Annotated in this window: 14 protein-coding genes; 7 read left to right on the top strand and 7 right to left on the bottom strand. The window is 38.7% G+C overall.

The features are described from left to right. Positions 1-634: 634 nt before the first annotated feature. The 3 genes from AC0L7Q_RS11080 to AC0L7Q_RS11070 all read left to right on the top strand — a co-directional run bounded on the left by AC0L7Q_RS11080 (position 635) and on the right by AC0L7Q_RS11070 (position 7,181). Complete coding sequence (locus AC0L7Q_RS11080; protein WP_063359232.1) at positions 635-1,408, top strand: Hachiman antiphage defense system protein HamA; 774 nt, start codon at positions 635-637, stop codon at positions 1,406-1,408. Then, the gene (locus AC0L7Q_RS11075; RefSeq protein ID WP_409423573.1) at positions 1,392-4,934 is read left to right on the top strand and encodes a DEAD/DEAH box helicase; all 3,543 of its coding nucleotides are present in this window, start codon (positions 1,392-1,394) and stop codon (positions 4,932-4,934) included. The genes AC0L7Q_RS11080 and AC0L7Q_RS11075 overlap by 17 nt, the downstream gene beginning before the upstream one ends. A gap of 621 nt (positions 4,935-5,555) precedes the next feature. Next, positions 5,556-7,181: a methyl-accepting chemotaxis protein gene (locus AC0L7Q_RS11070; RefSeq protein ID WP_413402729.1), complete on the top strand. Its 1,626-nt coding sequence runs from the start codon at positions 5,556-5,558 to the stop codon at positions 7,179-7,181. Between the two features lie 104 nt (positions 7,182-7,285). Here AC0L7Q_RS11070 and AC0L7Q_RS11065 read toward each other — a convergent pair whose 3' ends face one another. The 3 genes from AC0L7Q_RS11065 to AC0L7Q_RS11055 all read right to left on the bottom strand — a co-directional run bounded on the left by AC0L7Q_RS11065 (position 7,286) and on the right by AC0L7Q_RS11055 (position 9,689). After that, positions 7,286-7,693 (bottom strand): type 2 periplasmic-binding domain-containing protein, encoded by a 408-nt coding sequence (locus AC0L7Q_RS11065; protein ID WP_409425581.1) that lies wholly within the window; start codon positions 7,691-7,693, stop codon positions 7,286-7,288. A gap of 12 nt (positions 7,694-7,705) precedes the next feature. Next, positions 7,706-8,851, bottom strand: a complete 1,146-nt coding sequence (locus AC0L7Q_RS11060; RefSeq protein ID WP_409423571.1) for a porin — start codon at positions 8,849-8,851, stop codon at positions 7,706-7,708. Positions 8,852-9,095: 244 nt separating this feature from the next. Further along, complete coding sequence (locus AC0L7Q_RS11055) at positions 9,096-9,689, bottom strand: LuxR C-terminal-related transcriptional regulator (RefSeq protein ID WP_413402727.1); 594 nt, start codon at positions 9,687-9,689, stop codon at positions 9,096-9,098. A 373-nt stretch (positions 9,690-10,062) separates the two neighbouring features. Here AC0L7Q_RS11055 and AC0L7Q_RS11050 point away from each other — a divergent pair, with 373 nt between their 5' ends. Further along, positions 10,063-12,285 carry a TonB-dependent receptor gene (locus tag AC0L7Q_RS11050; protein WP_413402725.1) on the top strand — a complete coding sequence of 741 codons (2,223 nt, stop codon included), beginning with the start codon at positions 10,063-10,065 and terminating at the stop codon, positions 12,283-12,285. A 71-nt stretch (positions 12,286-12,356) separates the two neighbouring features. Here AC0L7Q_RS11050 and AC0L7Q_RS11045 read toward each other — a convergent pair whose 3' ends face one another. Next, positions 12,357-12,722 (bottom strand): hypothetical protein, encoded by a 366-nt coding sequence (locus AC0L7Q_RS11045; RefSeq protein ID WP_008111315.1) that lies wholly within the window; start codon positions 12,720-12,722, stop codon positions 12,357-12,359. 49 nt (positions 12,723-12,771) lie between these two features. Between AC0L7Q_RS11045 and AC0L7Q_RS11040 the strand changes: the two genes are divergently transcribed. Together AC0L7Q_RS11040 and ggt are read left to right on the top strand one after the other, a co-directional pair. Further along, a complete protein-coding gene (locus tag AC0L7Q_RS11040) occupies positions 12,772-13,317 on the top strand; it encodes a GNAT family N-acetyltransferase (RefSeq protein WP_413402723.1) in 546 nt (181 codons plus the stop codon). Positions 13,318-13,425: 108 nt separating this feature from the next. Further along, a complete protein-coding gene (gene ggt / locus AC0L7Q_RS11035) occupies positions 13,426-15,090 on the top strand; it encodes a gamma-glutamyltransferase (protein WP_413402721.1) in 1,665 nt (554 codons plus the stop codon). A gap of 76 nt (positions 15,091-15,166) precedes the next feature. Here the strand turns inward: ggt and AC0L7Q_RS11030 are convergent, their stop codons facing one another. Together AC0L7Q_RS11030 and AC0L7Q_RS11025 are read right to left on the bottom strand one after the other, a co-directional pair. After that, a complete protein-coding gene (locus tag AC0L7Q_RS11030) occupies positions 15,167-16,369 on the bottom strand; it encodes an aromatic amino acid transport family protein (RefSeq protein WP_413402719.1) in 1,203 nt (400 codons plus the stop codon). A 300-nt stretch (positions 16,370-16,669) separates the two neighbouring features. Continuing rightward, positions 16,670-17,548: a flagellar protein MotY gene (locus tag AC0L7Q_RS11025; RefSeq protein ID WP_413402717.1), complete on the bottom strand. Its 879-nt coding sequence runs from the start codon at positions 17,546-17,548 to the stop codon at positions 16,670-16,672. Between the two features lie 188 nt (positions 17,549-17,736). Between AC0L7Q_RS11025 and rnt the strand changes: the two genes are divergently transcribed. Beyond that, a complete protein-coding gene (rnt, locus tag AC0L7Q_RS11020; RefSeq protein ID WP_413402715.1) occupies positions 17,737-18,408 on the top strand; it encodes a ribonuclease T in 672 nt (223 codons plus the stop codon). Positions 18,409-18,469: 61 nt separating this feature from the next. Here rnt and AC0L7Q_RS11015 read toward each other — a convergent pair whose 3' ends face one another. Then, positions 18,470-20,095, bottom strand: coding sequence for a DUF342 domain-containing protein (locus tag AC0L7Q_RS11015; RefSeq protein WP_409423562.1), 1,626 nt, complete (start codon positions 20,093-20,095; stop codon positions 18,470-18,472). Positions 20,096-20,215: the final 120 nt, after the last annotated feature.

Below are 20,215 nucleotides of genomic sequence, written 5' to 3'. Positions count from 1 at the left end.
TTCCTTTGCAGTCACAGCTGGTTATATCTTTAGGCGCACACCAGGTGGCTAATACCCCAGGCATCGGTGAAGTCATCTTACAAATAAAAAAACAAAAAATAAATCAAGATAATGTTTTACCTACCAATCATCAAACCCGCAACTACTTGAGTCATCAAAAGTGTCAAAGGTATCCGAACTAGAAAAATCATTATCAAAGCACGAGGTATGATCAATACTGTCAACTGTGGACGTCACTCCATATGGGTTTCCATTGATATCAACATTTCTACACATTGGTGAGCCATCTACATTTACGGATGGTTCGCTGGAATTACTTGCATCACTATCACCGAACAAAAAACTAAAAATCCCCATATCCAAGTTCCTTAAACTATTGTTTCTCAGTGACAAATGTTAATAATTCTGATAGGTTTTGAAAGAACTTTCGTTGGCGTTAGCCCCCTAAAGTTCTTAAGTGTGATTTTAGATAATTAATCACAGAAAAATAAGAATTCACACAAGAAGCAATAGGGAAATTAGCTCGTTAATTATTAAAATCTAATCATTTTCCACGCATCTGATTGTGCATGTAATGGATAATTCAAGGTGTGTACGTGAGTCCTAAAAATTCTAAGTCAAAAAGGAATAGCAAATGCTTTCAATAGAAGGGAAGTCAGATTCGAATGTACATATTCTTGACGAAAATAAATTTACTTCTTTAGAGTTGAGACAAGAAGAATTTGAGAGTATTAAAAATTTATTAATAGCTTCACTACCAGATTATTATGTTGACCCACAATCAATAGCTGGAACTTTGGCACGTTTAGGTAAAAATGCAGCTGCTCAAAAGCTTTTAACTAAAATCCCTGAAGTTAAAAAGATTCGCTCAGGTGATTTAGGTGAAGTAATAACTACTGATTATATTGAAGAGTCTACGAATTACACAGTGCCCATTCGTAAACTACGTTGGCGAGATCATCGCAATATGGCAATGCGCGGTGACGATGTTATTGGTATTGCTGTTGATCTACAAAGGCAATCTATTAAATTTCTTAAAGCTGAAGCTAAAGCAAATAAGGCATTGAGTAGAAAAGTATTACAAGAAGCTCGCGCGGAACTAGATTTAGATGAAGGATTGCCAGCCCCACATGCTCTAGAGTTTGTTGCTGAAAGGCTAAGAGAGACTGGTAATCAGCCACTCGCTGATTTGATTGAGAAAGTTCAGTTAGTTGACGGTATTAGAACGAATCAAGTCGAACATTTACTATTTACATTTACTGCATCTAACCCTGCTACTTTGCAAAAAGAAGCTTTTGATAATTATGATGGAAATATAAAACAAAGTTCTGTTGGTTTTAGGGTTGTTAATCATCAAGAGTTAATTGAAGGTGTGTATCAAGGAGTGATAGATGGCCTCAACAATTGAAGAAATAGAATCGCTGATCAATGAAGCTATAACCTTAGGCTTTCGGGGGCGTTTATCAGAACGAGGCTTAGCGCGTTCAATGATTTGGAAAGAAGGAATATTACCTGAAGGTGCTCCTGGCTTTTCTGAAAAATTATCATATGACCTTTTATCTTACGGCTACTCGCTACTGTCACTAGCAATTCGTTTACGAGAACTTGGAGGTGATGAACAGTTATGCCGTGCTGCTTTCGAAAAGTCAGCCTCAGCAATATCAGATGTTATACATAATGGTAATCCTGAAGATCCTGAAAGGGGATTTCATAGGGTATTAGCATCATCAGCTTTTCATTTGGGAAGATATTCTGCGAAGGCATACTCATTAATAAGCAGTAATTTAGAGCAACTTAATCTTAGCAATATAGAACGATTGCTTTCATTGTTAATGTTAAGGCAGTTTAATCAAATTGAAGCAATAGTGTTGCAATGGAAAGAATCTGGCGAAGGTTCAGATGAGCAACTTGCTGATAGATTGGAAACAGAAATTAATCAAATAAGTCAGATGGTTAACACGGAAGATATGCCAGAAGATTATGGTATCTCTTCTATTGAGTTACCCATTATTCAGAAAGCAATTACTGATAATTATTATTCATCTATTTTTGAGTTTTTATTTGCACTCGAAACAGGAAATTCAAATTTAATAGAACGTGCTATAAGTCGAATTGATGTGAGCTTGACAGTATGTGGAGAATTAAACTTATTGCCTCAGTGGTGGGTATTAAGAATAACAAAGCATTTACTAAAAGAACTCTGGGATTCTAGTTTTCATCAAATACTGCCTGGCCCACAAAATGATGGGCATGATACAGACTGGAATTTATTGCGCTGGCTATTTATAACGTCACTATTTAAACGAAATAAAGCAGAAATTGATCTATGGCCTTCGCAAATAGAGGGTGCGAAAAGAGCGGTAGATGATAGCGATCATCTTGTTGTGTCGTTACCGACGAGTGCGGGTAAAACAAGGGTTGCAGAGCTATCAATTCTTCGATGTTTAGCTATTGGAAAGCGAGTATTATTCATTACCCCACTAAGGGCGCTTTCAGCGCAAACTGAAGCATCTCTTAGAAGAACATTTTTACCTTTAGGTAAAACAATCTCATCATTGTACGGGAGTATTGGGACTAGTGACTTCGAACAAGATGTTCTGCGAACACAAGATATTGTCGTAGGTACGCCAGAAAAGCTTGATTTTGCTTTAAGGAATGATGCATCACTAATTGATGATGTTGGGCTTGTGATTTTAGATGAAGGCCACATGATTGGCTTAAATGAGAGAGAGATAAATTACGAAGTTCAGATTCAGAGGCTACTTAAACGTCAAGATAGCAATGAGCGAAGAATAGTCTGCCTTTCTGCAATTTTACCTAGTGGCGACCAATTTGAAGACTTTGTGGGCTGGCTTAGGCAAGACAGTGAAGGTGATGCTATACAATCCAACTGGCGACCAACTGATCTAAGGTTTGGTGAAATAGTTTGGCGTGAGAACTCTGCACGGATTGACTTTACAATTGGAGGTGAGCAACCTTTCATTCCAAGTTTTATTACTCCTATCGTACCCCCTTTACCCAACCCTGGGTATAGACAAAGAGAATTTCCTAAAAATGCTCAAGAGTTAACTTTGGCCTCAGCTTGGAAGTTGGCTGAAGATAATCACACAGTCTTGATTTATTGTCCTCAGAGAAATTCTGTAGATGGATTTGCCGAAGCGATTGTAGATTTAAATAAACGAGGAGCCTTGGAGTCTGTTTTAAGTGTCCCTGAGTCAAAAATAGAGCTAGCTGATACACTGGGAAGTGAATGGCTAGGTGAAAACCATCCTATATTGGAATGCTTAAAAATTGGCGTTGCAGTTCATCATGGAGCACTGCCGACACCTTTTAGAAAGGAAATGGAAAACCTTCTGAGAGAGGGAGTCCTTAAAATAACCGTTTCATCACCTACGCTAGCTCAAGGATTGAATCTCGCAGCTACTGCGGTAATCGTTCATTCATTGTATCGAAGTGGAAAATTAATAGATGCTTCTGAATTTAAAAATGTGATTGGAAGAGCTGGCCGAGCATTTGTTGATACACATGGAATCGTTCTTCACCCTGTTTTTGATCGACATGATTGGAGAAAACGAAAATGGAGGTCATTAGCTGGAAGTGCAACTGACCGAAACATGGAAAGTGGGCTATTTAGGTTGATAGCTTCCTTTATAGTTAGGATAGCCAGTAGTTTGCAAACTCAGTCCATTGAGGAAGTTACCGAATATCTGATGAATAATACAAGTGTTTGGGATTTTCCAGCTGTAATAAATGAGTCAGAAGAGCAAATTGACGAAAATAGAAATGCATGGAATAGGCACTTGGTCAATTTAGACACTGCATTATTAAGTATGCTTGGAAATGAAGAAGTAACGATTGAAGAAATTCCTGCTGTACTTGATGATCTGCTAGGTTCTTCTTTGTTACAAAGGAGACTTGCGAGACAAGAAAGTGAATTACAAGGGTTGTTTAAAGATTTTTTAGCTCAAAGAGGCAAGCATATTTGGAGTAATACTACTCCTCTACAAAGAAAAGGATATTTTCTAGCTGGTGTAGGTTTAGCTACTGGTCAAAAGCTAGATGAAATAGCGCCGCAAGCAAATGCGCTATTGGTAGAAGCCAATGCATATATTCTTGAAGGAAATGCTGAGGAAGCGACGTCGGCAATAACTTCATTAGCTAGATTATTATTTGAAGTACCTCCTTTCACACCAAATATTTTACCAAATGATTGGCCTGCAATACTTGAAGCTTGGTTAAAAGGTGAAGCACTTAGAGATCGTGGCTTTGAAGATATTGATAATACTCTTAGCTTTATTGAAGATGGGCTGGTCTATCGTTTGCCTTGGGGATTAGAAGCTCTGAGGGTACGGGCAATTGCTAATAACGACATTATTTATGACGGAATGACAATTGAGGATTTCGAAGTAGGTTTAATTATTCCCGCTGTTGAAAATGGAAGTTTGAATAGAAGTGCTGCGATGTTGATGCAAGCAGGTTTTAGTTCGAGACTAGAAGCTATAAATGCTATCCAAGTGACCAATGCATCTTTTTCGAACAGCCGTGAGTTAAAACAATGGCTTTCGTCTGATGGACTTAAAGTATACATATCAACAATAGAATTAATTAGTGAAAACACAGCCAAACTTTGGAAAGTATTTATTGGTGAATTCAAACCGAAATCCGATATTATTTGGAAAGGAACTGCTGTTAATATTTCAGTAAATTGGGAACAAGGTTCAACAGTTAATATTGGAGATTTAGTGAAGTTACACAATGAAGGTGTTGGTAACACGAAGGTACTAAATAGTGAAGGGGATATTATAGGCTCGCTTCGTGAACGGTACGTCTTGTTAGAGACTGGAGTTTATAGAACTGAAGTTAGAGACAATAACTTTTTACAAGTGACTTTTTGGGGAGCAGGTACATCGCCATTTGATAAAGAAGCTAATTAAGTCAGTTCATATGCTTAACTAGTGATATAAACTGAACCGATACTTTTGTATATTAACTAATGTACTAGATACCAAATAGATACCAAATAGATACCAAAAAATTAGAAATATGGGGTATTTATTAGTTATGAAAATTGTAAATTAATTGAAAGAATGCCGCTTTCATAACACATTAGCACTTATAAGCAGGCTATGGTCATTAGGCTTCAAAATGCCGTTTTAAATATTATCAATAGCAAAATTATTTGGATCACTATTGGATCATCGTTACACCTTCTCATACCTCAATATGCTAGGTATTAAATCTGGAGTGCCAGTATATTAGGGCATTTGAAGGTGAAGTGACTGTTCAAGTCCCCCCATCCGCACCAAATATAAAAACCAGTAACAGCAATGTTACTGGTTTTTTTGTGTCTGAAATTTAAAATATTAAACAACTCTTTTTGGATTAATGTTGAACATTGAGTAGAACACTCTATATTTCAATTGTTGGTGTTTATAAAAGAATACTGTTGTATATTTAATTTTATGTATAAAAAACGTCGAAAGTTAAAAATAAAGTTAACATTTTTCTATATTAAGCCGATAATAACTATAGATAATTAAACGGGGTAAATTAATATGGCTTCAGGTTTCTCTTTTAAAAACCTCAGCATTACTAAAAAAATACATGCAATTACATCTATAGCGATAATCGCATTCTTAGTAATTGTTTTGGTTAATTACTTTGCTATGAACGAAAATCGCATATCACTTGATGAAATGGAGAAATCTTCTTATAAAGTAGCTAAATTAACCTTGGCCAACGTAAGCATTTTAGAAAAGTTAGATGAGTTATACACTCAGGCTGTAACCTTTGGTGAGCAAGAGTTAGTAACAAAAGCGAGTGAAACTTATCAGCGGCTCATTTTGAATTTGGACGCAATAGAAACAATTAATGGATCATATATTGATAGCGACACAAAAACGCGGCTGAAAAATTATGAAAAGATATCTGCAACTATCGCTAATGGCATGGTTAATGGCACGGCTGATTTTAGTAAAATACAACAACAGGCGCAGCTTAAAACAAGCCTTTTCGAGGCGGTTTTAACCAGCTTTAAAAACGCACAACAAAAAGCAGATGATCGCTTTTTCCAGCTAGTTGCCAATACAAAAGCGCGCTCAGATGACGCGCTTAATCTAATGTTAGTTGTGGCGGTTGTATCATTAGTATTGCTTTTGCTTATGGCTATTTGGATTGCGCGTAATATTGGTTCATCAGCCAGTGATGCTGCTAATAACCTAAGCCTTTTAGCAAGTGGTAAAGGATCATTAAGCACCAAGCTTGCCGTTAACTCAGAGGATGAGATTGGTCAGGTATCTATAAACTTTAATGCTTTTATTAGCCTGCTAAGAGAAACCGTTTTAGAAGTTATCGCGGTATGTGAACCGCTAATGGAAAATTCAACCCGTCTTGTGCAAGGGATGGAGCGAGCAGAGCGAGCAACTACTAAACAAACCACCGATGCCGATGTTGTTAAGCAGTCGATGGAAGAGATGAAGCAAAGCGTTGGCGATATTTCACAATCAGCAGCGAATGCATCTAATGCTGTGCAAACAGCAGAAAAAGAAGTGGATCAAAGCCGTGTACAAGTCAAAATGTCAGTTAATGCGTCGCGCACGTTAAGCGATGAAATTAATATAGCGGCCAACACCATTAATAAATTAGCCGATGACACTAAAAATGTATCGCAAATACTAAATGTAATTACATCCATTGCTGAGCAAACAAACTTGTTGGCGTTAAATGCTGCAATTGAAGCTGCGCGCGCAGGTGAGCATGGTCGTGGCTTTGCTGTGGTAGCAGATGAGGTCCGCGAGCTTGCATCACGCACAGCACAGTCAACCAATGAAATTCGTGAGTTACTAAGTACATTAAGTGTGGCTGCTAATGAGTCAGTAACGGCTATGACTTCTGCAAGAGACATGGCCACAGATAATGCCAGTGCAGCAGAGCAAACCGGTGTCTCGATTGAAAAAATAGCAGAGCAAATACTAGAAATTAATGGGATGAACTCGCAGATTGCAGCAGCAACTGAAGAGCAAACCTCTGTGGCCGCGATGGTAGTAGACAACGTATCGAATATGCATGTTTCATTTGAAGATACGATGAGTTCACTCAAAGCGGTAAGAGATGTGGCAAAAAACTTACATTACCTTTCAGATAATCTATTAGATGCAACTGCTAAGTTTAAAATTGAGTAGTCGTTATGGCTAAACTTTAACGTTTTATGAAGGTTGTAAATAATAGGCATAAAAAAGCCCGCAACAAAGTATTTGTTGCGGGCTTTTATTTTTAATTTAGCAGGTTAATACTTACCTACTACTTTAACTTTATCACTTGCTTTGGTGCTGTCTATATAGCCAATTGCATCTGCGTTAGCAGCAACAAAATCAATCACAGCTTGGTCATTATCAAGTTTACCTGGAGGCGTGCCTTTACCAGTAAAGACTAGCTTTGACCAATAAGCATTTAACTGGCTGCCTGATTTGCCAACAAGTTTGTCGTTAAACTCATCTGCCACTGCAGTACCATTTTGGTTAACAGGGTTTACTTTGGTGCCATCAGCAAACGATTTGCTCTTGCCAAGGTATATTTTTTTAATATCATCTTGGCTTACTGCATTGGCATTCGTTGGGTTAACGATTACTGCAACTTCAGCAAATGCTGCAGTACTACATAGTGTTAGCATACTGGCTAAAATTAATTTCTTCATCATTCGCTCCAATTAAAATACTAAATCAACGCCAACGGCGACTACGTCAGTTTCAGTATTTGAGATATCATCTTTTAGGCGGCTAAAGTCTACTTTTAAGGCAGCCATTGGGTGGAAGTCATAACGAGCACCAATCGTGTATACATTACTCTTAGCTTTAGAGCCCTCCAAAACTTGGTTAAGCCCAGCATTTAAAGGTGGAACAGTTGGTAGTGCATTATAACGATTACTATCATGCTCATCATCGTTGTTTTCATAGGTTAAATGAACAAGCCACTCGTCCATACGGTAGCCTAAAGATGTGTAATATTGAGTTTGCTTAGCGAGCGCACTGTTATCTACTTCAAACTGTGTGTATTCAGCGTCGAACAAGATATTGTTGTAATCAATTGAAAAGCCAAGTGCTAAAAATGCACCATCGTCTTCGTCAATAGCAATACTGTTTGCTTGATCAACAAAACCTGAGCTACGAAGGGCTTGTTCTAAACCATTAAGAGCCATACCTTCGGCTGTATCATTTTCAATATCAATACTTGTTTCGGCAACAAAGTAAGCAGCGCGAGCACTGAACCAATCGTAACTTAATGTCCAGTTTAATCCTGCAATATCATTAAGTTCGGTATCCCCATTTACTGATACAACCGCGATGTTATCGTCGAAGCTTCCGTAAATAACCTGAAGGGTAGAGTCCCAATCACCAAGTTGAGTTGTATGTAATAGGCTTAGGCCTTCATAGGTTGAAAACGGCAAGTTATATACAGACTGAGGTGGGCGCACCCAGCGATAGGTATAGCCAACATCTAAAAAATCAGAGTAGCGATAAAACGGTGCACGCATTTTACCAGCACTGATTTGTAATTCGTCAGATATTTCATAAGTTAAGTATGCCCATTCAAAGTCGGCGTCAAAGTCATTTTCGCCGCGAGCTACTATCTGCGCTGTAGCGGATAACTTCTCTTGCAGGTCAGCGGTCAGCTGAAGTGCAAATACGCTTTCATTTTTAAATGAAATATCATCATCATATCCATATAAAGTTTGATCACTATCGAGTGACTTACCACCGACAATAGAAGCAAACCCATTAATACGAACTTCAGCACTCGCATTGCTTGTGGCAAGTGCGCAACAAATTGCTACTGCAACTGATAGTTTTTTCATTGTGATTCCTATTTAAATTTCATGTGTATCCCGTTGCAGTATAAGATGAGTATTAACTTTTTTCTAATTAAAATTAATAAATTAAGACCTTTTTACTGCTTTTTTGCAACAAAAAGGCATAGCAGTGATTGAAAAGTAAGGTTTTTTTATTTTCAGGTAATGTAACTAATTGACTTGTTTGATTTATTTATAATGAGATGATATTTACTACAGTAGGCATTAAGTAGTAATTATTTTCTAGTTATTAACGCGAATTCATATTTTTTAGATTATCTTGGCACCATCGAATTGCCTGCTGTTTATTTTTGACCGCTATTTTTTTATAAATTTTATGTAAGTGCACTCTTACCGTAGCTTCACTTATAAATAAGCTGTCAGCAATAGCACTGGAATGAAGCCCACTGAAAAGTAGGTTGAGTACTTTAATTTCTTTATCGGTTAGGTTATTTGTTTGCAAAGCAGTCTTTTGCTCAGAATCGAGCATTTGGCGCATCCAAATATCACTGATAGTACGTGGAAACCACAATTCCCCTTGTTTAATTGCTTCTAATCCCCTGTTAAATAGCTCCTCATTGGTATCTTGATAGAAAAGGCCTTTCAAATTTGGCCACTCTTTTAGTGAAGCAGCATCAGTATTTTTAGGAATATTAAAGATAACTAACCCTTGGTAATTATTGGTATGCATAAAATGGCTCAAAAGTTCGTAATTTGTAAGACTATTGAGTGCTGAATGACAGACTAATAATATGTCATTATTCAATGTAGTAAAAAATAATGGACTATAGTGGTTGTTGTTAAAAAGCATGTTAGCTGATTGCGTGGTCTGTTTTTTTGTCATGCTTTTCACCTAAAAATGATTCTGCAGTATATTTAAATATAAAGGGTGTTTGGATATTGTCATAATCTTAAATAGCTTTAATGTGTTTTTCGCAACAAAGCGCATGTTCAACTAACAAATAATACTGGTGGTAATTAATGTTAAAGTATTAATTTAAAGCTAAATTTGCATTGCTATTTAGGTAAGTTGGCTAAGATTAAAAAGCTAAAAATAAATTTTTACGTAAACTAAAGTTAAATGTACATATTGTAGCGTTTTTGTAATATAATAAACTCCCAGAGGAAAGATGCATCTAACGCATCTTTTTTTATGCCTACAATTTATGTTTACACAGCATAACGCATAATTAAATTAATACCCTTTGGAGAAGACCTTGAAATTACGCACCCTCTCACAGTTAAGTTTAGCGGTTATTGCAGCCCTAACAACTTCCGCAAATGCACAAGAAGCTAAAACGACAGCCAAACAAGACGCGTTTGAAAAAATTGAAGTGACAGCTCGTAAACGTACAGAGAGCTTGTTCGAATCTCCAACTGCGATTACATCAATAGGTGCTAACCTTATTGATAAAGCCAATATGGGTAACTTAGAAGATATTGGTAAATACGTTCCTAACTTAAACATTACTCGTTATGGTGTTGGTAATGCTGCACATGCCTCAGTATTCATTCGTGGTATTGGCTTGCAAGATCACATTATAACTACAGATCCAGGTGTAGGTGTTTACCTAGACGGTGTTTATTTAGGCCGTCAAATGGGATCTAATTTATCACTTCCTAATGTTGAGCGTGTTGAAGTACTTCGTGGGCCACAAGGCACACTTTATGGCCGTAACACATTAGGTGGTGCAGTAAACGTAATTACTAAACAACCTGGTGATGAAGGTATTCTAACAACAACCGCTAAAGTGGGCAGTCGTGGTCGAGTTGCGGGTGATATTTACTTTAATAATGCACTAACTAACGATTTAAGCATGTCAGCCAGTGCGTCATACAAACAACGTAATGGGGTAGGTACGGCAGTAAACTTAGCTAACCCTGAAAAAGAAATTGGTGAAGAGCAAGAGTTTAGTGGTCGTATAGCACTTAAATATGATGCAACTAGTGATTTAGCGTTTACTTTCTCGCTAGATGGCGTTGATAATGAGTCAGGTCAATCACCTTATACTATTGAACTGACAGATTCATTAGATTCAAATGATGTCTTTAATGGCGATTTCCCATTATTAACTGAAGACCTACTTCCATCTAATCCTGATGATTTAGGCACAACAGTTGCCGGTATTGAATCAACCTCATATTCTGGTTGGGGTACGTCATTTACAGCTGATTGGGCGATTAATAACACATATACAGCCAAGTTTATCTCAAGCTACCGTACTTCTGAATATGAAGGTGGTTTAGATGATGATGCATCACCACTTAACTTATCTGAGTTCCCAGAAGTAGGCGGTGCAGATCAATACTCTTTTGAACTTCAGCTAAACGCCACGTTTGATAAAATGGACTTTGTATCGGGTCTATACTTCTTTAATGAAGATGGCTTTACTCGCTCTGAAGATTTTGTATTTAGCCCGTTTAATACACCAGATGGTGTGCTAAATGATGGTGTTACTCCTTCATTTGGTGGCTTTGGATTTTTTGAAATTAATCAAGAAACAAACTCATACGCAGCTTACATCAACGGTAGTTACGATTTAACTGATGATTTAACAATCGGCGGTGGTCTTCGTTACTCAGAAGATAAAAAAGATGCGAATGCTATTTTCCCAACCTTCCCTGAACGTAAAGACATTAGTGCAGACTTTAATGCAGTGACATGGGACATTAATGCTTCATACCAGCTTAGCAATAATATGAATGTATACGGTCAAGTGCAAAAAGGTTACCAAACAGGTGGCTTTCCACCGCGCCCATTTGGTGGTCCGGATCAGTTTGTATCGTTTGATGAAACCAAAGCAGTTAACTACGAGATTGGTTTAAAAGGCCAGGTACATGAAAATGTATCTATGATGCTTGCAATGTTTGTTACTGACTACACTGATTTAGCACTGCCATTCTCAGATCCAACCGCGGGCGGTGGCTTTGTAACTATCGTTGAAAATGCAGGCCAGTCTAAAGCGCAAGGTATTGAGCTTGAAACCACAATTGCACTAACCGACGACTTTACTATTCGCACTGCAGTAGGTTACTTAGATTCTGAAATTACAGAAGTAGCTGAAGGTGTACAAGGTATTGGTAAAGGTGACTCACCAGCACTGACACCTCGTTGGACGGTGATGGTTGCTCCATCTTACTTTGTTGATTTAAGCAATGGTGGCACGGTTGCATTAAATGCCAACTACTCGTACCGTAGTGAAATGCAAGGTCAGTCAGTTTTCAATAAAAGTGAAACGATTGATTCGCGTGAGCTAGTTGGTTTTAATATTTCTTACACTAATCCATACGGCGATATGGAAGTAACGCTATATGGTGAGAACGTATTAAACGAAGTTTACGATGTAGGTCGCCTGCAGCAAACTGGTTTTGTTGGCGTAATGCGCAGCAATGACCGTAGTGAGTTTGGTTTAAAATTCAAAAAAGACTTTGAACTATAATCCATAATTTACTCTAAAAATAATACAAAAAAGGTAAGCCATGGCTTACCTTTTTTTATGGTTAAAAATAATTAACCTTCTTTATGCTCTTCACGTGCTTGCTCAATTTCTGCTGCAATTTCACGTGCTTTTTGCTTCGTTTTTTCAGTTAGCTCGCCAGCCGCTTCTTTGCTTTTGATCCATGCATCAACAGCTACTTCTTTGCCGTCATCGTACATGTCTAAGCCCATCGCTTTACTCTCTTCGAGTAGCTCATTAAATGACTCGTCATTTTTAAGCTCATTGGTTTTTTCTTTAACGTCGTTCCACGTTTCGTTTAGCTTTTCTTGAACTTCAGCGCTCGTTTGTTTGGCGTCTTGTTTCACTTCGTTGGCATCTTCACACCCTGTTAGTGTAATTAAAGTGCCTAATAATGCTAAACCTGCTAATTTCTTCATTGACTATCTCCTTTAGTGAAAAATATATTTCAGAGGTAACTATACAACAATGAAAATGAACATAGCTGTAACAACACGATTAAGTTTTAAATTAATGGACGAAAAAGATTGGCAGAAATTATTCGAGCTCGATCAAGACCCAGCCGTTATGCAGTATTTAACACAAGGTAAACCCACTTCGCTTGAAGATATAAAAACGAAAGGCATTCCAAGAATGCTCGCTTATCGCAATGAGCAACAAGGTTGGGGGCTATGGCAGGTAACCTTGCGTGAAGGCAATACCTTTATAGGATGGGTGCTTGTTCGGCCGATGGGCTTTTTTTCAGATACGCCTGACTTTAGTGATATTGAAGTCGGCTGGCGATTTAAACAAGCGAGTTGGGGTAAGGGTTATGCAACTGAGGCGGCACAAGCGATTTGCTCAACGATTGAAAAACAGTCGCAAGTAAAGGCAATCAGTGCCACAGCGCTGACCGCCAACGTTGGCTCAATTAACATCATGAAAAAGCTCGGTATGCAGCTACAGCACTATTATATTCATACTGATGATGGCTCAAACTTAACTGCTGCGCTTTATTCAAAGCCGTGCAGTTGAGCTAAAACTCCAAAGCTTTAAAAATGTAGCGTCTAAATATTGACCTGATGTTTGTTACTGTGCATTAATGTTTGCCATCAATCTATAAAAATAACCTAAGGATATGGGATGAGATCACTTTTTTCACCACGCAAGCTAATTATCAGTAGTATTGTGGTAATACAGTTATGTGTTTTTAATGTAGCGGCTAAACAAAGCGCCGTTGCCATGCCTGACACTTTTAGTGCGCATGCTGCAAAAGCTGTGTTAGAGCAGGGGGGTAACGCGGTTGATGCCGCTATTGCTGCTCAGTTTGTATTAGCCGTTACGCTCCCCGAGGCAGGTAATATTGGCGGCGGTGGGTTTATGCTTATTCATAAGGATGGCCAAGGTGATTTTATAGATTACCGTGAAACTGCACCGAACGCCGCGCATCGTGATATGTATTTAGACCAGCAAGGGCAAGTTATTGCCAATAAGTCTATTTATGGTATTCATGCCAGCGGTGTACCGGGTAGTGTCGCTGGTATGTGGTTGGCTCATAAGAAGCATGGCACACTACCTTGGAAAACCTTGGTACAGCCTGCGGTAACATTAGCAGAGCAAGGTTTTGTGGTGCCTGAAAAGTTGGCTCTGTTAATTAAGGGCTACATAGAACATCTAAACAATAAAAACATTAAAGTAAACTTTGCCAATTATTTTGCAAGCGCTACATCTGGTAAGCTTTTTAAGCAACCTGAACTTGCAGCGACACTTAAACGCATTCGCGATAATGGTAAAGATGGCTTTTATCAAGGTGAAACTGCAACGATCATCGCAAACTTTATGAAGCAACATGGCGGTATTATTACTCAAGACGATTTAAAAAATTACCGCGCAAAGTCTCGCACACCTATAAAAGCAAACTGGAACGGCTATCAAGTGCTTACTTCACCGCCACCAAGCTCCGGCGGTATTGCTATATTACAATGGCTTAAAATGTATGAGCTTAAAAAGCCCATAGCTGCACCATCACATAATTCAGTTGGGTATGTGCACTTACTTGCTGAAATAGGTAAGCGAGTGTTTGCTGATAGGGCAGAGTACTTGGGCGATCCTGATTTTTACCAAGTGCCTGCAGCTAAGTTACTTGCAGAAAATTATCTTAAAAACCGTAGCAACAGTATAGATTTAAAGGCCATTTCAACTACCGAAAATATTAAACCAGGTTTAAAAGAAAGCGAGCAAACCACCCACTTTTCTATTGTTGATAACATGGGGAATGCAGTTGCTAATACCACTACTATTAATTTAGGGTTTGGTAGCGGCGTGGTCGTAGAAGGCGCAGGCTTTATTCTCAATGATGAAATGGATGATTTTAGCGCTAAACCTGGGGTTATGAATGTATTTGGCGCCATTGGCGGAAAAGCAAATGAAATTCAGCCGCATAAACGTATGCTAAGCTCTATGACCCCAACTATTTTACTCAGTAATAATCAGGTGAAAATGGTAACAGGGTCGCCCGGCGGTACCACTATTATTAGCTCTGTGTATCAATCAATACTCAACGCAATTGAGTTTAATATGAGCGCAGATGATGTAGTAAATAGTCCGCGATTTCATCATCAGTTATGGCCTAAAAATGTAATTAGAGCGCACTCGGGATTAGATGTTTCAGTCAAGCAACAGCTAATAAAAATGGGTTATACAGTGGATGAGCGTCACTTTGGTGATATGCACGTGATTATTAATAATGATGGCAAATTAGATGCGGCATCTGAGCAAAGCGGAAGAGGGCAAGCGATAGTATTTTAACGTTAATAATTGCTGTTTTAATGGTATGCACCCCAAAATCATCATTGGGGTGCACACGTTAGAACAACTATAAAGATTAGCCTATTGCCGGTATTAAGCCTGCCATTTGCAGGCATTGCGCACTAATAATTGAAATACCGCACAAAGCGGCTATGGCCAAACCAATGTTACCACTGCGTACTTTATAGCCCTCTTTTTCAACGCCCTGACGCTGCTTGTACACCATGCTAACGGGTAAAAATACTGCCAATATAACCAAAGCAATGGCTGCATAGCCTAATGCCATAATAAAGCCTTGCGGGTAAAACAAAGCAAATCCAAGAGGAGGCACAAAAGTAATAAGTGCTGTTTTAATTCTATCTGTGCCCGTATCTGCTTTTTTAAATGTGTCAGCAAAAAAGTCAAATAACCCCAAGCTCACCCCTAAAAATGATGTTGCTAGGGCTAAGTCAGCAAACAATTTAACCGCAGTAGAGACATTGGCGTTATTGGCAATATTGGCCACACTGGCTACAAACCCAGTTAACCCTTCGCTTTGTAGTAATTGCTCTTGGCTCATTATGCCTTGGCTTAATACTTGCCAAAATACATAAATAACCAGTGGTAAAGAGGCGCCTGCAATCATAACTTTGCGCAAGGTTTTTATATCAAGCCCGACGTATTTAACAATAGAAGGAATAGAGCCATGAAAACCAAAAGAGGTAAATACCACCGGAATAGCCGATAGTATCAGCCCTTGCTCAACAGGCATTTCCAACAAATGTTGGCCATGTACATAAGGTGTTAGCATATAAAACAAGCTAGCCAAAACCACTATTTTTACACTAAATAGTACTCGGTTAAGCTTATCTACTTTACTAGTGCCTAAAGTCACCACGCCTGCAATTAGCACGGCTAAAATAACTGAGCCTAATTGTGGAGCAATACTAAGATTAAACCCAGTATTAATGCGCTCTTGTAGTTGAGCACCACCACCTGCTATGTAAGCAGCGCACAGTGCATAAAATAAGAATATCATCGAAAAGTTAGCCACATACTGGCCACGTTTACCAAGCCAAAGCTTAGCCAGTGTATTTAAAGTGGCATCGCGAGGGGCATATTGATGCAGCTCCAACATAAGTAAAGCAGTGTAGGTCATAAGTAACCAACAGCCGACAATTAACACCATTGCCGTATTAAACCCAAGCCCGGCAGAGGCAATTGGTAGGGCAAGCATACCTGCGCCTATGGTAGTTCCTGCAACAATTAACATGCTACCTATTGTTTTATTTTTAAGCACTTAATGATCCTGATCAAACGTGAGAGACACGCAAGATATAACTAGTTGTGTAAAACTTAAATAGTTTTGTCATAAAAGAGACAAAATAAAATGTAATCTTCTATTTACAACTGTATTTAAAAAGCAGTGATATTTTACTGATGTAATTTAAGTCATTAATATAATTAAAAAATAAAAAGCCAAATGTTAATAACTAAATAGACTGATTATTGGTTACGCACAATATATATGATTAAAATGATAGGTATTGACCGAAAGTGCTTAAATTACACATTCGGCCATTAAAGGAGGGAGCTTAACTTACATTTTTGCTATTTGAATTACCAAGCGACGGTTTTTATCACGGCCTAAAATATTATCATTGGTGTCTACAAAGCGTTTTTCACCAAAGCCTTCAGTAACCACTTTAGTTTCATCAACACCTAAGCTAACCATGTAATCTTTAATCGCCTTGGCACGGGTTCTAGATAAATCGAGGTTATTCCAACGACCGCCATAACTATCGGTATAGGATGCAATACTGATTGACTCTATACTGGGGTCGTTTTTTAAATACTCAGCAATTTTATCAAGGCGTTGCTGCGATGACTTAGTTAACTTACTGCTATTCGATTCATAGTTCATTATAGTGAACGAAATATCTTCAAAATTGTATGGCAGCAATTCGTCTCGGCACTGTAAAAATGCCCAATACGCTTGCTTAAAGTTAACATTAGACATGCCCACAGCTATTTTATCGGCACTATTTTGCCAGTCTTGGTAGTAAAAAGTAGGTTGGTTGCCTTTTTCAAGCTCAGTAAGCATTTCCCATGCTGTTTTATTACCTAATTCACCATCAAACTTTTTAAGTAATTTCATATCAGCAATATCACGGGCAGGGCGGCCTGCTCGCCAGCTAGGTGGCACCGCTTTTAAACCAGCTATCGCGTAATTTTCTGGGCGCACGACCATGTCTAAATTAAAAGTAAGATCTTTATTTTTACTGGCTGATGCTTTAAAAACGGCTTCACCATAGTAGGGAACTTCATGATTTAATTGGCATTGTAAGCGAGTCGTTTTAACTAAGTTCCAATTTGAATTATCTTGGTTAGCCGTGTACTGGCGCATCGCCGCAGTTGTATTCAAACTACACAGCACACTACTAATACCTAGGCTAATAAATAACAACTTAAACTTCATCGAGAACTCTCCAGTTATCTAGCTCTGCCAAAAAAGTGACAAAAACCATAAAATACTACGCAACAGACCCTAATTACTAAGCAAGTAACATGCCTATAGTTTATCTGCAATTAATCAATAAATCTCCTAGCCGACAGGCCACCAATTTTGACATAATAGACAGCTAATCCCTATAAACCAAGAATACTATGGCAAATACTGAGCAAACACTTTTCGCGCAACGCTTTCGAGGCTTTTTTCCAGTGGTTATTGATGTTGAAACCGCCGGTTTTAACAAAGAAACTGACGCATTATTAGAAATTGCAGTATCCGTTTTAAAAATGGATGATGAAGGTCTGCTTAGTATCGATCATACCGTTCATTTTCATGTGCAACCGTTTGAGGGTGCAAACATTGAGCAAGCTGCCATTGAGTTTAATGGGATTGAGCCTTTTTCAGCACTTCGAGGGGCAGTCCCTGAAGAAGAGGCGATTAAAGAAATTTGTAAAGTAGTGCGCAAAGCGCAAAAAGCCGCAGGGTGTCAGCGCTCTGTGGTGGTTGCTCATAATGCCGCTTTTGATCATGGTTTTTTAAATGCGGCTATTGAGCGTAATAATATCAAGCGCACACCATTTCATCCGTTTGTTAGTTTTGATACCACATCACTTGCTGGTTTGGCATTAGGGCAAACAGTATTAGCTAAAGCGTGCCGAGCAGCAGGAATAGAGTTTGATAACAAACAAGCACATTCAGCGTTATACGATACAGAGCGCACTGCTGAACTGTATTGTTTAATTGTTAATCGTTGGCAGCAACTAGGTGGTTGGCCACTTGCTATAGATGAAACACAACAAAGCGAAGACGAAGCAAGCAACCAATAAAAACTCAGTTAACAATAGTGAATACTTACTTTGTGAGCTGAGCCATTTTTAATTAGTTTAATTAAAACGATTGGGTTATTTTACCTTCACTATGAGTGATTAAATGCGGTGGGTAATTACGAGAAAAGCTAATTGATTCTCGTGCAATTTTAAGCTCCACCCCAGGATGCAGAAGCTCATTAACTTTTAAACGGCTGAGCGCTAACAGCTGCGCCATTTTCTTTCTTAGCAACTGCTTTTGCTGATTGATACTAGCGCTTCGGTTTGCTATGTGTTCTTCATTAGTTATTATTTTATCTAAAAACTGCTGACGCTGTGAACTTGCAACCTGTTTATTAATTCGCTGGCGCGCTTGCTGCAGCTCAATTGACTTACTAATTAAAACTTTTTCAAAATCGGTGATTTGCGCTTGTTTTTGTTTTAGTACGTACCAGCGCTGGGCGATGCAAACTCGTGTTTTAGTCCCTGCTGGCGCCCCTAATTCGCCTGTTTCAATGCGCATTGCATCAAGAATATGGCCACCAATAATTTTACCTTTGGGATCTTTTGCACTGCCCACTCTAATTAGATTTCCGGCACTCAAGTCACAATGTAATGATTGGCGATCTATTAATAAGTTTTGCTCCGTTTTTATGTCGCAGTATTGAGAGTAACCAAGCGCAATGGTTCGTTTAGCGAAAATAGAACAGGTGAATGGCTCATCGGCTTCTCGCTTACGACCAATTGCACCCTTTACTATTGTGATGGCGCTATCACTTTTTAGTTGTGCCGATTCAACAAAACCTAAAACAGTAATATCGCCAGTGGCAGTCACGCGCATGCCATCTTTTATATCACCGCTGACAATAACGCTGCCATCAAATTCAACATGGCCGGTACTTGGGTCAATATTGTGAAAACATAAAACATCATCAACACGCATACCACGGGGAAGGGCAACCGGTACGCCAGTACAATCCGCAATTAATAAATTAGGGTTATCGGGCGCAATTTTAGTGCCGTCAAAGGGTTGTAATTTATGCTCTTTACCGGGAGGAGCAGTTATTACATCATCAAATACAGTAAACCCATCAACACCGGGTGTTGCAGGAATACGTCGCATTAGTTCACATCCCGGTTTTACAGTAATAATATCACCTAGGTTTCTCATATCGACTTTACCACCGCCCTTAGCTTGCGGGCTAAGTACGCGGTCTTGCGCTGTGCAGCAAAGACGCACAAATTTGGCATCGTTACCCACTTTAGGCGCGCGACCAAAAGCGACTTCGGCGCAATGCGTGCTTCCTGAGGGGTGTTCAAACTGTTGTGCCAATAACTGTTCTAATGCATGAGAGCTAATGCCTTTTACAATGCCTGCTTGTGTTAACTCTTCAATCGCTTGTTCCATGCTAAGCAATTTACCGCCCTTGGCAGTAACTAGGGTAGCTTCAACGAGCATGTTTTTTTCATCGATGTTTATGGTTAGCTTTGCATCAATGGCTTGAGCAATCACTAAAGAGGTGGGTTCTTCGGTATTACTTTGAGCAAACAGCTTACCAATATTGCTAGCAATAACCTCACACTCGCAATATTCTGACTGGCCAATTAATTCAATAAGCTGTGTTGCTGTTGAGGCTAAACCTGAAACATGAGGGTGTAAAACTAAAGAGATATACCCCGTTTGCTCATCAAAAGAAAAAACCGACATTTATAAATCCTCTAGGTAATATGTCTGTTATTATTTTTTATAATTTATTAGACCAAGGTCTAGCCTTGCATTTGAGCATAAAGCACCATGATTGTTAAGTAATTGTTTCTTAACTGTCCA

It is taken from the genome of Pseudoalteromonas sp. KJ63-1, from assembly GCF_055808145.1.
Note: the sequence above shows the minus strand (reverse complement) of the source record. Positions and strands in the feature narration are given on the sequence as shown.